The organism is Streptomyces sp. RerS4, from assembly GCF_023515955.1.
Lineage (GTDB): Bacteria > Actinomycetota > Actinomycetes > Streptomycetales > Streptomycetaceae > Streptomyces.
Genome location: NZ_CP097322.1, coordinates 1304967 through 1319477, shown reverse-complemented (window position 1 = coordinate 1319477; position 14511 = coordinate 1304967). Strand labels below are relative to the sequence as shown.

Below are 14511 nucleotides of genomic sequence, written 5' to 3'. Positions count from 1 at the left end.
GGCACCGCCGTCGGCGTCAGGGCCGACGGATCTCAGGCGACCAGTGCGGCCAGCTTGCGCAGGGACTCGTTCAGCGCGGCGGTCGCCGAGTCCTTCAGCTTGCCCGCCATCAGGGAGACGGCCGCGCCGGTGAACTCCCCGTCGATGCGGACCGTCGTGGCGGCGCCGTCCGGGGTCAGCGTGTACCGGGTCAGGACGGCCACGCCCATCGGGCCCTTCCCGGTGATCGCGAAGAGGCGCCCCTCCTCCAGCTCCGAGACCGTCCAGAGGACCTCGGCGGGAAAACCCATCATCTTCATGTTCTCGGAGAAGGTGGTGCCGACGGCCAGGCTCTGCGGACCGCCCTTGGGGAAGTCGGTGTGGGTCATGCTCCACTGCCCGTACGCGTCCCAGTCGGTCAGTCGGTCCCACAGCTTCGCGGCGGGCGCCTCGATGCGTGATTCCGCGGTGACTTCAGCCATGCGTCCACCCCTTCTCGTCGGGTACGTGCGGCGGAACGTAGCCCCGGTGGCCGGAACATTCAAGACTGACGGCCTGTCAGATCCATGGTCGGCGGCCGGGTCGGCGTCGGATGGATCTCGGGTGTGTCTCAACAGGTGTCACCCCGATGACGCTCCTGACATGTGCTGTCATGATGGCCCGATGCAAGCGTCAGGGAAGAATGCCGGACTGGGCCTCGCCCTCGTCTCGGCGTGTGCGTTCGGTGGTTCCGGTGTCGCGGCGAAGCCGCTGATCGAGGCGGGTTTGGACCCGCTCCACGTCGTGTGGTTGAGGGTGGCCGGAGCGGCGCTGGTGCTCTCCCCGCTGGCCTGGCGTCACCGCGGCCTGCTGCTGCGCAAACCCCTGCTGCTCGCCGGCTTCGGGCTGGTCGCCGTCGCGGGCGTCCAGGCGTTCTACTTCGCGTCCCTGTCCCGGATCCCCGTCGGCGTCGCCCTGCTGCTGGAGTACCTCGGCCCCGCCCTGCTGCTCGGTTGGATCCGCTTCGTCCAGCGCAAGCCGGTCACCAGGGCGGCGGCGGCCGGTGCGGCGGTGGCCGTCGTCGGCCTGGCCTGTGTGGTCGAGATCTGGGCCGGGCTGAGCCTGGACCCGCTCGGCGTGCTGCTCGGTCTCTGCGCCGCCTGCTGCCAGGCCTTCTACTTCGTCTTCGCCGACCAGGGCGCGGACGGCGAGGACGCGCCCGACCCGCTGGGCGTGATCGCCTACGGCATGCTCATCGGCGCCGCCGTGATGACCGTGATCGCGCGGCCGTGGCGGATGGACTGGGCGGTGTTGGGCGGCGACGCGCCGCTGGGCGACGTCGACGTCCCGGCCCTGGCCCTGCTCGGCTGGGTGGTGCTGGTCGCGACCGTGTTCGCGTACCTGACCGGGGTCGTCTCGGTGCGCAAGCTCTCCCCGCAGGTGGCCGGTGTGGTGGCCTGCCTGGAGGCGGTCATCGCCACCGTGCTGGCGTGGATCCTGCTCGGCGAGCACCTCTCGGCCCCGCAGATCCTGGGTGGCGCGCTGGTGCTCGGCGGTGCGTTCATCGCCCAGTCCTCGCGGCCCGAGCGGACGCCGGCCCCGACCCCCGCGGAAGTCGACCGCGAGAAGGCTCCGGCGTAGGGTGCTGTCCATGCCTTCGACCGTGCTTCCCCCTCCCGCCGCCTAGCGCGGGCGGCCTGCACCACGCACGAGTGACCCGGCCCGGGGAGCCCCCGGGTGGGTCCGCGCTGCCCGCGAAGAGATGACCTTCCTCCTCATCCTTCACGCACGCGCGGAGACACACGTGTCGAACCATTCGCCCGCCATCGGGCGCAGTCTGCTGTACCTCGTCGTCGCCGGGGCCGCCTGGGGCACCGCCGGGGCGGCCGCCTCCCTCCTCTTCTCCTCCAGTGGTCTGGGCCCCCTCGCCCTCACCTTCTGGCGGTGCGCAGGCGGGCTGGTGGTGCTGCTCGCGGTGCTCGCCGTACGCCGGCCCTCGGCGGTGCGGCGGGCGGCTGCCGTACGCCGCCCGTCGGCGCCATCGCTGCTCGGCACCGGGCTCTTGTTCACGCTGTTCCAGGCCGCCTACTTCGGCGCCGTGCGGGAGACCGGCCTGACGGTCGCCACCGTGGTCACCCTAGGGGCGGGGCCCGTACTGATCGCGCTCGGCGGCCGGTACTGGATGCGCGAACGCCCGGGCCGGGGCGGGGTCGCCGCCGTCGGCGGTGCACTGGCCGGCCTGGCCGTCCTGGTGCTGGGCGGCGGGGAGGCCGAGGTGCGGCCGCTCGGGGTCGGCTGGGCGCTGCTGTCGGCCGCCGGCTACGCGGGGATGACGCTGCGGGCCAGGTGGCTCGGGCGGCGCGGGGAGGGCGGGGACCCGCTCGTGACCACCGCGTGGTCGACGGGGGTCGGTACGGTGTGCCTGTTGCCGCTCGCGCTGGTGGAGGGGCTGCTGCCGCACCTGGAGGAGCCGGGGTGGGTGCTCGGGCTGCTGGTGTACGTGGCCGTGGTGCCCACGGCCCTGGCGTACGCGTTGTACTTCACGGGGGCGGCGTCGGTACGGGCCGCGACCGTGTCGGTGATCATGCTGATCGAGCCGGTGAGCGCGGCCGTGATCGCCGTCGGGCTGCTCGGGGAGCGGCTGACCGGCGCCGTGGCGCTGGGCACCGTACTGCTGCTGTCGGCGGTGGGCGCGCTCATCGCGGCCGAGGTCCGTGGGCCGTTGGGCCGCGCGGAGTCGGGCGACGGCGGCGGCGCGGCCGGGGAGCTCGGGGAGCTCGGCGGGCTCGGGGACCTCGGGGAGCTCGGGGGCGAGGCCGCCCCCGAGCCTCACAGCGCGGCGAGGTAGTCGGGCAGGGCGACGCCGGGGGTCAGGTCGGCGGCCGGGACGGGGGTCCCGTACGCCGGCGCGACCGGGATCACGCCCGACCAGAAGGGCAGCCCCAGGTCCTCGGCGTCGTCGTTCGGGCCGCCGGTGCGGATCTTCGCGGACACCTCGTCGAGGTCCAGGCGGATCACGGCCGTGGCCGCCAACTCCTTGGCGTTCGCGGGCCGGGAGTCGGCGGAGCGGCCGGGCACCACGTGGTCGACGAGGGCGTCGAGCGCCATGCGGCACTCTTCCGCGTCGGTGACCTGGTAGGCGGTGCCGTGCACGACCACCGAGCGGTAGTTCATCGAGTGGTGGAAGGCCGAGCGGGCCAGCACCAGGCCGTCGACGTGCGTCACGGTCAGACAGACGGGCAGACCCGGGTCGGCCTTCCCGGCGGCCAGCAGCGGGCGCGAGCCGGTGGAGCCGTGGATGTAGAGCCGCTCGCCGACCCGGCCGAAGAGGGTCGGCAGGACCACGGGGGCGCCGTCGCGCACGAAGCCGAGGTGGCAGACATAGGCCTGGTCGAGTATCGCGTGCACGGTCTCGCGGTCGTAGCGGGCCCGGTCGCGGGAGCGGGTCGGGACGGTGCGGTCGGTCGGCTCGTACGCGGCGGGGGCGGTGGCGGAGGGGGTCTGTGTGACGGTCACGGTGCGAACTCCATTGCATTAGTGCATAATGAGCTTTGTGCTAGGAGACTATCGGATCACAGGGCGTCGCGCATCCGACATCGCGGCGAGCATCGAGAACGGCGTCGCCTCCGGCGCGCTCCCGCCCGACCGGCTGTTGCCGCCGATGCGCGAGCTGGCCGTCGAGCTGGGGGTGAACGCCAACACCGTCGCCGCCGCGTACCGGACCCTGCGTGAGCGCGGCGTCATCCGGACCGACGGGCGACGCGGCAGCCGCGTGCTCGCCCGGCCCGCCACCACACCGCGCGACGCCATGCGGACGGCGGTGCCGGCCGACGTGCGCGACCTCACCCAGGGCAATCCCGACCTGACCCTGCTGCCCTCGCTGGACGGGCCGCTGCGCGCGGCCGCCCTGCGGTACGCGCAGGCGCCCCCGCTCTACGGTGAGGCCCCGGTCGTCGCGGACCTCGAACGGCTCGCCCGCGAGGGCTTCGCGCGGGACGGCGTACGCGCCGACGCCATCGCGGTGACCTCCGGCGCGGCGGACGGCATCGAACGGGTACTGGCCGCGCACCTGCGACCGGGGGACGCGGTGGCGGTCGAGGACCCGGGCTGGAGCAGTGTGCTCGACCTGGTCCCGGCCATGGGGTTCACCCCGATCCCGGTCGCCGTGGACGACGAGGGGCCCCGGCCCGAGGCGGTCGCACACGCCCTCGCGGCCGGGGCGCGCGCCCTCATCGTGACGGCCCGCGCGCAGAACCCGACCGGCGCCGCCGTGAGCGCCGCGCGGGCGGGGCGGCTGCGGGAGCTGCTCGCCGAGCACCCCGGGGTGCTGGTGGTGGACGACGACCACGGGCACGGGATCGTGGACCTGCCGCTGCACCCCGTGGGCGGAACCACCCACCACTGGGCGCTGATCCGCTCCACGGCCAAGGCGTACGGGCCGGACCTGCGGCTCGCGGTGCTCACCGGGGACGCGGTGACCCTCGACCGGGTCCGGGGCCGGCAGCGGCTGGGACCGGGCTGGGTGAGCCGGCTGCTCCAGTACGCGGTCGTCGAGCTGTGGAGCTCCGGGGCGGTGGACGCGTCGGCGGTCGCGGGCGCGTACGGGCGTCGCCGGGACGGCCTGATCGCGGCGCTCGCGGCGCGCGGGGTGGCGGCCCACGGGCGGAGCGGGATGAACGTGTGGATCCCCGTCGGCGACGAGACGGCGGTGGTCACGCGGCTGCTGGCGGCGGGCTGGGGGGTCACGGCCGGGGCCAGGTTCCGCGTGGAGTCGGGGTCCGGCGTACGGATCACGATCTCGGGGCTGGCCCCGGCGGAGGTGGAACCGCTGGCCGACGCCGTCGCGGCGGCGGTACGGCCGGTGGCGGGGGGACGCTTCGACTGACCGGGCGGGCCCCCGCCGTTCGCGATCCCCGCGTCAGGCGGCCTTGCGCGGCCCCGGGCGGGACTGCGTCAGGGCCGCGCCCGCCAGGACGATGACCGCGCCGACCGGCGTGTTCCAGTGCAGCTGCTCGCCGAGGACCAGGACGCCCGCCGTGGTGGCGATCACCGGGATGAAGTAGGTGACCATCTGCGCGGTGGTCGGCCCGACCTCCGTCACCAACCCGTACTGCATCTGCAGCGCCATCCCCGTGCCGAGCGCGCCGAGCGCCACCACGGCGAGGGTGGGCCACAGCGGGAACGCGGCCGGCGCCGAGGTGAACAGGACGCTGACGACGGCCAGCTGGACGGTCGAGACCATGAGCTGCGCCCCGGTCAGCGCCACCGGGGAGCCGGGGGCGCCGGCCAGCGTGCGGCGGACGTAGATCCAGCCGATGGGGTAGCAGAGCGAGGCCAGCAGGGCGAGCGCGGTGCCCCGGGCGTCGATGCCGGAGAAGCCCTGCCAGGCGCCGAGGACGGTCAGGACGCCCAGGAAGCCGATGCCGAGGCCCGCGAAGCGGCGCCGGGTGGGGCGGTCCTCCGAGAGGGCGACCAGCGAGAGCGCCATCCCCCACAGGGGGGAGGTGGCGTTGCAGATCCCGGCCAGGCTCGACGGGATGGACAGCTCGGCGTAGGCGAAGAGCGAGAACGGGGCGGTGTTCAGCAGGAGCGCCGCCACCGTGAGGTGACCCCAGGTGCGCAGGCCCCGGGGGAGCGGCTCCCGGCGTACCGCCAGCACCGCCAGCAGGGCCAGGGCGCCGAAGAGGACCCGGCCGAGGGCCACCTGGAAGGGGGCGAACGCATCGGTGCCCACCTTGATCAGGAGGAAGCTGAAGCCCCACACGACGGAGAGGAGGGCGAAGCGCAGCCGCCAGTCGAGGCGGCGGGTGGGGGTGGTGGGGCTGGTGTCGGGGAGAGAGGGGGCGGGGGCTTTCGGGAGGGAGGGGGCGGGGGCGCTCATGTGATCCACTCTGCTGCGCGTGACCTCGTAGGACAAGCGAGACTTGCTGCCGGTGACGGCGTAGCATCGCTTACATGTTGAACCTGGAGCGCCTGCGCACGCTGGACGCCCTCGCCCGCCACGGTTCGGTCAGTGGCGCGGCGGGCGGCCTCCATGTGACCACGTCCGCCGTCTCCCAGCAGATGGCCAAGTTGGAGCGGGAGGTCGGCCAGCCGCTGCTGACCAAGAACGGGCGCGGGGTGCGGCTGACGGACGCGGGCCGGCTGCTGGCCGACCACGCCGCCCGGATCATCTCCCAGGTCGAGCTCGCCCAGGCCGACGTCGAGGCCCAGCGGGGCCGCGCCGTTGGGGAGTTGCGGATCGGCTCCTTCCCCACCGCCATGCGCGGCCTGCTGCCCGGCGCGTTGACCGCGCTGCGCGCCGACCATCCCGAACTGCGGGTCCTCGTGCGGGAGCGGGCGCCGGAGGAGAGCATGGCGGCGGTCGTGCGCGGGGACCTGGACCTGGCCCTGGCCATCGACTGGTACAACAAGCGGATGCCGGTGCCCGCCGAGCTGACCCGCGCCCACCTCCTCGACGACGCCGTGGACATCGCCGTGCCGGCCGATCACCCGCTGGCCGACCGGACGCAGATCTCCCTGGCCGAGTTCGCCGACGACGACTGGATCTCCTGGAACGAGGGCCAGTTCTGCCACGAGTGGCTGGTGTTCACCCTGCGCGGCACCGGCATCGAGCCGCGCATCGCGCACATCGCCGAGGAGCACCACACCCAACTGGCCTTCGTGGAAGCCGGTCTGGGGGTGTGCGTCACCCCCCGGCTGGGGCGTGGGCCGGTGCCGGCCGGCGTGCGGCTGCTGCCCGTGTGCGACACCGTACGCCGCCACGTGTACGTGGTGTGGCGGGCGGACGCGGGCCGCCGGCCCTCGATCCGCGCCGCCGTGGAGGCGCTGCGCGGGGCGGCGGCGCGGGTCTGAGGGCGGCCCGTCGGCCTACAACTTGCGGAAGTCCCAGGAGACGATCGACTCCGGTGTGAGCCGGATCCAGGCGTGGCGGCCGTCGTGCGGCATCGTCGGGATCCCGAAGTTCTTCACGGGGAAGAGCCGTTCCGGCTCGTCCAGCTCCGGGCACGGCTCCTCCCCGGTGCGCGGGGCCTCGCCCACGAAGACGGCGCGGCCGGACAGCTCCACCCCGCGCAGTTCGTCGTACGACTCCCCGGCGTCCACGACGACCGAAATCCGCGGGTCCTTGCGCAGGTCGGACCAGCGGCGGCTGCGCGTGATCGAGTACAGCCACAGCGAGGCGCCGTCCCAGGCGAACCACAGGGCGCCCACGTGCGGACGGCCGTCGGGGGAGACGGTGGCCACCCGGCAGGTGCGCTGCTCGCGCAGGAAGGAATCCACCTCCGCGTCGGTCATCATGACGCGCCGGCCCCGCCGCTGGGCCGTCCGTGTCGGTGCCTCGTGAGGGTGTGTGTCGGCCGGCTGCGTGTCGTTCGGCTGCGTGTCGTCCATCGGTTCCGCGCCCCTTCACATCTGACTGTGTGTCAGGAATCATGCGGGCTCTTCCGTCACCACGCCAGGGGGAGCCATGCCGGAACCCGACGCACTCGAAGCCGCCACCACCGCGCTGCTCACCGTCGAGTGCCAAAACGGCGTCGTCGGCGAGGAGAGCGCCCTGCCCGAACTGGCCAAGGAGGCCCGCGACTCCGGCATGCTGGCGCGGGTGGCCGCACTGGTCGACGCCGCGCGCGGGGTCGGCGTACAGGTCCTGCACGCGGTGGCGGAACGACGGCCCGACGGGCGGGGGGCGAACAGCAACGCGCGCCTGTTCCGGGCCGCCGGGAGGCTGCCCGTGCGCCAGCTGACAGGAAGCCGGGCGGTGGAGGTCGCGGCTCCCATCGCCGTCGCCGCCGAGGACCTCGTGGTCCGGCGCCTGCACGGGCTCTCCCCGATGGCCGGCACCGACCTGGACGCCCTGCTGCGCAACCTCGGCGTCCGCACCCTCGTCGTGACCGGCGTCTCCTCGAACATCGCCATCCCGAACACCGTCTTCGACGCCGTGAACCTGGGCTACGACGTGGTGGTCCCGGCCGACGCCATCGCCGGGGTGCCCGCCTCCTGCACCGCCGAGGTGATCCGCAACTCGCTCGCGCTCGTGGCGACCATCACCACGACCGAAGCGCTGCTGGAGCGCTGGGACCCCGCGCGCTGACCCCGGCCGGCCTACGGGGTCGGGGGCGGACCGGCGCGGCGGGTCGTGTCACCGGTCGGCCGCGTCGCCGCCCGCGCGCCGGGAGCCGAGGTTCCCGTAGCCCTTCATCTCGTGCGGGGACAGCCTTTCGCCGCCGCCCGGGAACGCCTCGGGATCGGCCTCGCGGTGCTGCTCGACACGGTGGGGCCGCCGGGCCGCGGGCCCGGAGGGGGCGCCGGAGGGCGGGGGCTGGGCGGCGCGGCGCCGGATGCCCCACCAGACGGCCGCGATCAGGAGGAGGGCTACCACGACGCCCACGGCCAACAGGCCCGCGCCGGCCGCGCCGGCGGACAGCGGGAGGGAGGATGAGAGGTCCGGCATGGTGGTCCGCCTTTCGGAGGGTTCCTGGGTCACAGGCTGGATCGTCTGCCCGCGCGGGTGCGGGGGAAACGGTCTCCTCGCGACCGCGGCCCGGTGTTTTGCCGGGCCCGGCAGGGGCAGGCGCCAGGACACCGGGTCGGCCCACGTCCGAGGAGGCAGCGTGAACAAGGCCAAGATCATGTACAGGCCGGTCGGGCTGGCCCTGGGAGCGGTCAGCGGGATGGCGTCCGGGCTGCTGTTCAAGCAGCTGTGGCGGGTGATCGGCCGGACCGACGACGCCCCGGACGCGCTGGACGAGTCCCGGACCTGGCGTGAGATCCTGCCGGCCGCCGCCCTGCAGGGGGCGGTCTTCGCCGCCGTGAAGGCGGCTGTCGACCGGGGCGGAGCCGCGGGCGTGCGCAGGTTGACGGGTACCTGGCCGGCGTAACGGCCTGGCCGCCCCCCGCCCCCCGGCCCTCGGCCCCTCGCCCGTACGACGGATACCCGGGCGGCCGACGCCCTCCTTCGCCCGGCCGGTGTGAAGCCGGCCCCCGGCGGCGGCGGGCGCCGGGGGCCGCCGGAGCCCGCCGCCGCGCCGGGGTCAGGCCTCGGCCGGGAACCTGTCCCAGGCCCGGTGCTCCGTCAGGGCGGCGGTGACGGCGTCCGCGACCGCGACCGCGTCCTCGTCCACCACGACCCCGGCTCCTTCCCGGTCGATGCCGGTGGCTTCGAGCAGCCGGTGTGCGCCGTTCCAGCCCCCGAGGGCCTTGCCGTGCCGGTACGCCTCGGTCAGCAGGAGCAGGACCCGGGGGTCGAGGGGCTGCGGCCCGGGTGCCCCCGCCTTGGCGTCCCGAGCGCCGTGGGCGTCGGCGCCGGCGGCGGGAGCACCGGCGAACAACAGGGCGTCGAACTCGACGGAGCGGGCGGTGGCATAGGTCCGCTGCACGGGGACCGGGTCGCCGTCGGCGTCGAGCGTTCCTCCGGTCGGTCCGATGACGAGGGGCGTCATCCCCGTGTCCAGGACCGCCTGCCGCACGCTCCGTACGCCGACGAGGTCGGCGGCGGCGTCGGCCACGATGCCGATCACGCGGCCGTCGGTCGGCCAGGCCCGGCCCAGCTGCGAGAGGGCGGGGCTGGGGTCGACCGCGACGAGCGGCACGGTGGCTTCGGGGGCCGGCAGCCCGAGCCCCTCGGCGACGGCGGAGCACAGCTCCGGGTCGATGTTCGCCAGGACCTTCAGGGTGCGTTCCTTGACGGCCGGTTCCCGGCACTTGTTCAGTTCGAAGGTGTAGGCGGCGATGATGTGTTCGCGCTCCGGCGGGGTCATGCTGAGCCAGAACATGCGCGGTTGGGTGAAGTGGTCCGAGAACGAGGCGGACGCCGCACGGACCTTGCTCGCGGCGGGGACGGCCACGGGCGTCTCGACGAACGCGGCGGTGTCCGCTCCGGCGAGGAAGGGGCAGCCGCCGTCCAGGCTGTTGGGACGGTACGGGGCGACGCCCGTGTGCACGGCGGTCTGGTGCATGCCGTCGCGGAGCATGTCGTTGACGGGGGTCTGCGGCCGGTTGATCGGGATCTGGCCGAAGTTGGGGCCGCCGAGCCGGCTGATCTGCGTGTCGAGGTAGGAGAAGAGCCGGCCGGCGAGGAGCGGGTCGTCGGTGACGTCGATGCCGGGGACGAGGTGGCCGGGGTGGAAGGCGACCTGCTCGGTCTCGGCGAAGTAGTTCTTGGTGTTGGCGTTCAGCGTCATCAGCCCGATGGGCTGGACCGGCGACAGCTCCTCCGGAACGATCTTCGTCGGGTCGAGGAGGTCGATGCCCTCGAAGGTCTGCTCCGGGGTGTCGGGGAAGACCTGGATGCCCAGTTCCCACTGCGGGAAGGCGCCCGCCTCGATGGCGTCGAACAGGTCCCGGCGGTGGAAGTCGGGGTCCATCCCGCCGATGAGCTGCGCCTCTTCCCAGGCCAGCGAGTGCACGCCGAGCTTCGGCTTCCAGTGGAACTTCACCAGCACGCTCTCGCCGGCGGCGTTGACCATGCGGAAGGTGTGGACCCCGAAGCCCTCCATCATGCGGTAGGAGCGCGGGATGCCCCGGTCGGACATGTTCCACAGGGTGTGGTGGGTGGCCTCGGTGTGCAGGGAGACGAAGTCCCAGAAGGTGTCGTGCGCGCTCTGCGCCTGCGGTATCTCCCGGTCGGGGTGCGGCTTGCCGGCGTGGATGACGTCGGGGAACTTCACCGCGTCCTGGATGAAGAACACCGGGATGTTGTTGCCGACGAGGTCGAAGGTGCCCTCTTCGGTGTAGAACTTCGTCGCGAACCCGCGGGTGTCTCGCACGGTGTCCGCCGAGCCGCGCGAACCCAGGACGGTGGAGAAGCGTACGAACACGGGTGTCTCGACGTCCTTGGCGAGGAAGGCGGCCTTCGACACCTCGCCGGCGGCTCCGTAGCCCATGAAGACGCCGTGGGCCGCCGCGCCACGGGCGTGGACGACCCGCTCGGGGATCCGCTCGTGGTCGAAGTGGGTGATCTTCTCGCGCAGGTGGTGGTCCTGGAGCAGGACCGGCCCCCGCTCACCCGCCTTCAGCGAGTGGTCGGTGTCGTACAGCCGTGCGCCCTGGGCGGTGGTCAGGTACGCGCCGCTCTGCGCCACGCGCGCCTGGTCGGCGCCGGTCGCCTGCCCGGTCGGACTCACGGTCTCGGGGCCCTCCTGGTCCGGCTTGGGCGGCAGGGGCTCCACGGGCCGCGTGGGCTCGGCCAGCGGCGCGGGGAGGGGGCCGGGCCTGCCCGGCAGAATCGTGTCGCCCGCCTCCGCGGTGGTCTCGGACTTCTCGTTGGTCATGGTCTCTCCCTGGGAAGGGTGTGTCAGGGGTTCACGAGGCGCGTGCCCGGATCCGGCGGGAGAAACCGGGAGAAACGGAGATTCCTGCCGTACCCAAGGAATCTCGATAGGGCGTGACGATCACGACGCATACTCTGGCGGGGGAGCTCCTCGGTGCTCGTCTGTCAGGCCGGCGGGTGACACAAGAGGAGGGCGTGTCCCTTTGATTGCAAGGTTTGATGAATGGATACCCTCGGAAAATGCTTACAGAAGTGATCGCCACCCGCTATGTCACGCCCTTGCGTGAGGGCGGCTCGCTGCCGGGGATCGTCGAGGCCGACGACCTCGGGACCTACGTCATGAAATTCACCGGAGCCGGTCAGGGCCGCAAGACCCTGGTCGCCGAAGTCGTCTGCGGGCGTCTCGCCCAGCGCCTCGGCCTGCGCGTGCCTCGGCTGGTGCAGATGCAGCTCGACCCCGTCATCGGGCTTGCCGAGCCCGACGAGGAGGTCCAGGAGCTGCTGAAGGCCAGCGGCGGCCTGAACCTCGGCATGGACTACCTGCCCGGCTCGATCGGCTTCGACCCGCTCGCCTACGAGGCGGACCCGGTCGAGGCGGGGCGCGTGGTCTGGTTCGACGCGCTGATCAACAACGTCGACCGGTCCTGGCGCAACCCGAACATGCTGGTCTGGCACGGGGACCTGTGGCTCATCGACCACGGCGCCACCATGATCTGGCACCACAACTGGCCCACCGCCCAGGCCGCCGCCGCCAAGCCCTACAACGCCTCCGACCACGCCCTGGCCCCCGTGGGCCCCGACATCGCGGCCGCCGCGGCCGAGCTGGCGCCGCTGGTGACCGAGGAACTGCTGACCGAGGTCACCGCCGACGTCCCCGACGAGTGGCTCGTCGACGAGCCGGGCTTCGAGACCACCGACGCGGTCCGACGCGCCTACGTCGACGCCCTGCTGCCGCGCGCGGCGACGATCCACGAGAGGATCACGATGGAGGCCGAGGTCCGGCCCCGTTCCGGTCCGCCGGGGTGGCTCGCCGAGCGCCTCGCCCCCCAGCCGAACAAGAAGAAGAGCGACAGCGAGTGACCAAGCGGGACGTGTTCGAGTACGCGCTGGTGCGCGTGGTGCCCCGGATGGAACGCGGCGAGTGTTTCAACGCCGGCGTCATCGTCTACTGCCGGGCGCACTCCTACGTGGCCGCGCGCACCCATCTCGACGAGGCGAAGCTCCTCGCCCTCGACCCGACGGCCGACGTGGCCGGGGTCCGGGCCGCGCTGCGCGGGGTCGAGGGGCTGTGCGCCGGCGGCGAGTCGGCCGGGCAGGCGGCGGGCGACGACGCGGGGCGCAGGTTCCGCTGGCTGATCGCCCCGCGCAGCACGGTGGTGCAGCCGGGTCCGGTCCACACGGGGCTGACGGCGGACCCGGAGGCGGAGGTGGAACGCCTGTTGGACCTGTTGGTCCGCTGATCCTCGCGCCGGGCGGCTGGTGCCGGCCGGGTGAACGGCCCGCCCGACCCGGGTCCCGTTGACACGGGGTGCCACGGCTCCTAGCGTCTCCTCAGCTGAAGCTACTAAGCGGTTGCTCACCTCGGGCGGCCGTTTCTCAAGGGCGAGGAGATCCAGCATGTCCACCACCGAGCAGCGCGTCGCGATCGTGACCGGGGCGGCCCGTGGCATCGGCGCGGCCACGGCCGTCCGCCTGGCGGCCGAGGGCCGCGCCGTCGCCGTACTCGACCTCGACGAGGCGGCCTGCAAGGACACCGTGGAGGCGATCACGGCGGCCGGCGGCAAGGCCCTGGCCGTCGGCTGCGACGTCTCCGACGCCGCGCAGGTGGAGGCGGCCGTCGAGCGGGTCGCGAGCACGCTCGGCGCTCCGACCATCCTGGTCAACAACGCGGGCGTGCTCCGCGACAACCTGCTCTTCAAGATGAGCGACAGCGACTGGGACACGGTCATGAACGTCCACCTGCGCGGTGCGTTCCTGATGGCGCGGGCCTGTCAGAAGTACATGGTGGAGGCCAAGTTTGGCCGCGTCGTGAACCTCTCCAGCAGCTCGGCGCTCGGCAACCGCGGCCAGGCCAACTACGCCGCCGCCAAGGCCGGCTTGCAGGGCTTCACCAAGACCCTCGCCATCGAGCTCGGCAAGTTCGGCGTCACCGCCAACGCCGTCGCCCCGGGCTTCATCGTCACCGAGATGACCGCGCAGACCGCCGCCCGCGTCGGCATGGGCTTCGAGGAGTTCCAGCAGGCGGCCGCCACCCAGATCCCCGTACAGCGCGTCGGCCGCCCCGAGGACATCGCCAACGCCATCGCCTTCTTCACGGGCGACGCCGCGGGCTTCGTCTCGGGCCAGGTCATGTACGTGGCCGGCGGCCCGCTCAACTGACGAACGATCGCGGTCCACGAGAGACAGGACGTACAGCATGACGGACGAGAACGTCATCGACAGCGGCGACAGGGCCGACAGCGGCAAGGTCGCGCTGGTCACCGGGGCGAGCCGGGGCATCGGCTACGGCGTGGCCGAGGCGCTCGTCGCGCGGGGCGACCGGGTGTGCATCACCGGGCGCAACGAGGAGGCGCTCAAGGAGGCCGTGGAGCGGCTCGGCGCGGACCGGGTGATCGGCGTCGCGGGCAAGGCGCACGACGAGGCCCACCAGGCCGTCGCCGTGGAACGGACGATGGAGGCCTTCGGCCGCGTCGACTTCCTGATCAACAACGCGGGCACCAATCCGGTCTTCGGGCCGATCGCGGACCTCGACCTCGGGGTCGCGCGCAAGGTGTTCGAGACGAACGTGATCTCCGCGCTCGGCTTCGCGCAGCGGACCTGGCACGCCTGGCAGAAGGAGAACGGCGGGGCGATCGTGAACATCGCCTCCATCGCCGGGATCTCCGCCTCGCCCTTCATCGGCGCGTACGGGATGAGCAAGGCGGCCATGGTCAACCTCACCCTCCAGCTCGCGCACGAGATGGCGCCGGGCGTGCGGGTGAACGCGATCGCGCCGGCCGTGGTGAAGACCCGCTTCGCGCAGGCGCTCTACGAGGGCCGGGAGCAGGAGGCCGCGGCCGCCTACCCGCTCGGCCGGCTCGGCGTCCCGGAGGACATCGGCGGAGCCGCCGCATTCCTGACATCTGCACAAGCGGAATGGATCACGGGACAAACTCTGGTGGTCGATGGGGGAATGTTCCTCAATGCCGGAGTGCACTGACCGATAACCGGACGCATTTGCCTCCCGACGGGAGGCAAATGCGTACCTAATGCGTCCTAAATCGGTCAAGTGCCTCACGAAACCT

General features: G+C 73.0%; 16 protein-coding genes. 10 read left to right on the top strand and 6 right to left on the bottom strand.

Annotated features, from left to right (window positions below; genetic code table 11):
* Positions 1 to 32 precede the first annotated feature (32 nt).
* Positions 33 to 461 (bottom strand): type II toxin-antitoxin system Rv0910 family toxin, encoded by a 429-nt coding sequence (locus tag M4D82_RS06000; RefSeq protein WP_249765046.1) that lies wholly within the window; start codon positions 459 to 461, stop codon positions 33 to 35.
* A gap of 181 nt (positions 462 to 642) precedes the next feature.
* Here M4D82_RS06000 and M4D82_RS05995 point away from each other — a divergent pair, with 181 nt between their 5' ends.
* Entirely contained in the window at positions 643 to 1599 is a 957-nt protein-coding gene (locus tag M4D82_RS05995) for an EamA family transporter (protein ID WP_249765045.1), read from the top strand.
* Positions 1600 to 1762: 163 nt separating this feature from the next.
* Entirely contained in the window at positions 1763 to 2806 is a 1044-nt protein-coding gene (locus M4D82_RS05990; RefSeq protein WP_249765044.1) for a DMT family transporter, read from the top strand.
* On the opposite strand, the gene M4D82_RS05985 is transcribed toward M4D82_RS05990, so the two are convergent.
* Positions 2788 to 3474, bottom strand: coding sequence for a pyridoxamine 5'-phosphate oxidase family protein (locus M4D82_RS05985; protein WP_249765043.1), 687 nt, complete (start codon positions 3472 to 3474; stop codon positions 2788 to 2790). The genes M4D82_RS05990 and M4D82_RS05985 overlap by 19 nt on opposite strands.
* Positions 3475 to 3511: 37 nt before the next feature.
* Between M4D82_RS05985 and M4D82_RS05980 the strand changes: the two genes are divergently transcribed.
* A complete protein-coding gene (locus M4D82_RS05980) occupies positions 3512 to 4843 on the top strand; it encodes an aminotransferase class I/II-fold pyridoxal phosphate-dependent enzyme (protein ID WP_249765042.1) in 1332 nt (443 codons plus the stop codon).
* Between the two features lie 33 nt (positions 4844 to 4876).
* Here M4D82_RS05980 and M4D82_RS05975 read toward each other — a convergent pair whose 3' ends face one another.
* Positions 4877 to 5839 carry a DMT family transporter gene (locus M4D82_RS05975; RefSeq protein WP_249765041.1) on the bottom strand — a complete coding sequence of 321 codons (963 nt, stop codon included), beginning with the start codon at positions 5837 to 5839 and terminating at the stop codon, positions 4877 to 4879.
* Between the two features lie 74 nt (positions 5840 to 5913).
* Here M4D82_RS05975 and M4D82_RS05970 point away from each other — a divergent pair, with 74 nt between their 5' ends.
* Positions 5914 to 6813, top strand: a complete 900-nt coding sequence (locus M4D82_RS05970; protein ID WP_249765040.1) for a LysR family transcriptional regulator — start codon at positions 5914 to 5916, stop codon at positions 6811 to 6813.
* A gap of 15 nt (positions 6814 to 6828) precedes the next feature.
* Here M4D82_RS05970 and M4D82_RS05965 read toward each other — a convergent pair whose 3' ends face one another.
* The gene (locus M4D82_RS05965; RefSeq protein ID WP_249771506.1) at positions 6829 to 7257 is read right to left on the bottom strand and encodes a pyridoxamine 5'-phosphate oxidase family protein; all 429 of its coding nucleotides are present in this window, start codon (positions 7255 to 7257) and stop codon (positions 6829 to 6831) included.
* A 169-nt stretch (positions 7258 to 7426) separates the two neighbouring features.
* Here M4D82_RS05965 and M4D82_RS05960 point away from each other — a divergent pair, with 169 nt between their 5' ends.
* Positions 7427 to 8050: a cysteine hydrolase family protein gene (locus M4D82_RS05960; protein ID WP_249765039.1), complete on the top strand. Its 624-nt coding sequence runs from the start codon at positions 7427 to 7429 to the stop codon at positions 8048 to 8050.
* A gap of 48 nt (positions 8051 to 8098) precedes the next feature.
* Here M4D82_RS05960 and M4D82_RS05955 read toward each other — a convergent pair whose 3' ends face one another.
* Positions 8099 to 8410 (bottom strand): DUF6479 family protein, encoded by a 312-nt coding sequence (locus M4D82_RS05955; RefSeq protein WP_249765038.1) that lies wholly within the window; start codon positions 8408 to 8410, stop codon positions 8099 to 8101.
* Between the two features lie 178 nt (positions 8411 to 8588).
* Here M4D82_RS05955 and M4D82_RS05950 point away from each other — a divergent pair, with 178 nt between their 5' ends.
* Positions 8589 to 8837, top strand: a complete 249-nt coding sequence (locus M4D82_RS05950; RefSeq protein ID WP_502989050.1) for a DUF4235 domain-containing protein — start codon at positions 8589 to 8591, stop codon at positions 8835 to 8837.
* A 153-nt stretch (positions 8838 to 8990) separates the two neighbouring features.
* On the opposite strand, the gene M4D82_RS05945 is transcribed toward M4D82_RS05950, so the two are convergent.
* Positions 8991 to 11228: a catalase gene (locus M4D82_RS05945; RefSeq protein WP_249765036.1), complete on the bottom strand. Its 2238-nt coding sequence runs from the start codon at positions 11226 to 11228 to the stop codon at positions 8991 to 8993.
* 239 nt (positions 11229 to 11467) lie between these two features.
* On the opposite strand from M4D82_RS05945, the gene M4D82_RS05940 reads away from it, so the two are divergent.
* The 4 genes from M4D82_RS05940 to M4D82_RS05925 all read left to right on the top strand — a co-directional run bounded on the left by M4D82_RS05940 (position 11468) and on the right by M4D82_RS05925 (position 14426).
* Positions 11468 to 12307, top strand: coding sequence for a HipA family kinase (locus tag M4D82_RS05940; protein ID WP_249765035.1), 840 nt, complete (start codon positions 11468 to 11470; stop codon positions 12305 to 12307).
* The gene (locus M4D82_RS05935; protein ID WP_249765034.1) at positions 12304 to 12687 is read left to right on the top strand and encodes a DUF3037 domain-containing protein; all 384 of its coding nucleotides are present in this window, start codon (positions 12304 to 12306) and stop codon (positions 12685 to 12687) included. Before M4D82_RS05940 ends, M4D82_RS05935 begins: the two co-directional genes overlap by 4 nt.
* Before the next feature lie 157 nt (positions 12688 to 12844).
* Positions 12845 to 13606 carry a 3-oxoacyl-ACP reductase FabG gene (gene fabG, locus M4D82_RS05930; RefSeq protein WP_249765033.1) on the top strand — a complete coding sequence of 254 codons (762 nt, stop codon included), beginning with the start codon at positions 12845 to 12847 and terminating at the stop codon, positions 13604 to 13606.
* A gap of 37 nt (positions 13607 to 13643) precedes the next feature.
* Positions 13644 to 14426 carry an SDR family oxidoreductase gene (locus M4D82_RS05925; RefSeq protein WP_249765032.1) on the top strand — a complete coding sequence of 261 codons (783 nt, stop codon included), beginning with the start codon at positions 13644 to 13646 and terminating at the stop codon, positions 14424 to 14426.
* Positions 14427 to 14511 lie beyond the last annotated feature (85 nt).

What these genes read in the sequence shown, in the direction of transcription:
- M4D82_RS05965 (WP_249771506.1), bottom strand. Translation starts at nt 7,257, where the DNA reads ATGATGACCGACGCGGAGGTGGATTCCTTCCTGCGCGAGCAGCGCACC.
- M4D82_RS05940 (WP_249765035.1), top strand. Translation starts at nt 11,468, where the DNA reads ATGCTTACAGAAGTGATCGCCACCCGCTATGTCACGCCCTTGCGTGAG.
- fabG (WP_249765033.1), top strand. Translation starts at nt 12,845, where the DNA reads ATGTCCACCACCGAGCAGCGCGTCGCGATCGTGACCGGGGCGGCCCGT.
- M4D82_RS05950 (WP_502989050.1), top strand. Translation starts at nt 8,589, where the DNA reads ATGTACAGGCCGGTCGGGCTGGCCCTGGGAGCGGTCAGCGGGATGGCG.
- M4D82_RS05925 (WP_249765032.1), top strand. Translation starts at nt 13,644, where the DNA reads ATGACGGACGAGAACGTCATCGACAGCGGCGACAGGGCCGACAGCGGC.
- M4D82_RS05995 (WP_249765045.1), top strand. Translation starts at nt 643, where the DNA reads ATGCAAGCGTCAGGGAAGAATGCCGGACTGGGCCTCGCCCTCGTCTCG.
- M4D82_RS05970 (WP_249765040.1), top strand. Translation starts at nt 5,914, where the DNA reads ATGTTGAACCTGGAGCGCCTGCGCACGCTGGACGCCCTCGCCCGCCAC.
- M4D82_RS06000 (WP_249765046.1), bottom strand. Translation starts at nt 461, where the DNA reads ATGGCTGAAGTCACCGCGGAATCACGCATCGAGGCGCCCGCCGCGAAG.
- M4D82_RS05960 (WP_249765039.1), top strand. Translation starts at nt 7,427, where the DNA reads ATGCCGGAACCCGACGCACTCGAAGCCGCCACCACCGCGCTGCTCACC.
- M4D82_RS05945 (WP_249765036.1), bottom strand. Translation starts at nt 11,228, where the DNA reads ATGACCAACGAGAAGTCCGAGACCACCGCGGAGGCGGGCGACACGATT.
- M4D82_RS05975 (WP_249765041.1), bottom strand. Translation starts at nt 5,839, where the DNA reads ATGAGCGCCCCCGCCCCCTCCCTCCCGAAAGCCCCCGCCCCCTCTCTC.
- M4D82_RS05955 (WP_249765038.1), bottom strand. Translation starts at nt 8,410, where the DNA reads ATGCCGGACCTCTCATCCTCCCTCCCGCTGTCCGCCGGCGCGGCCGGC.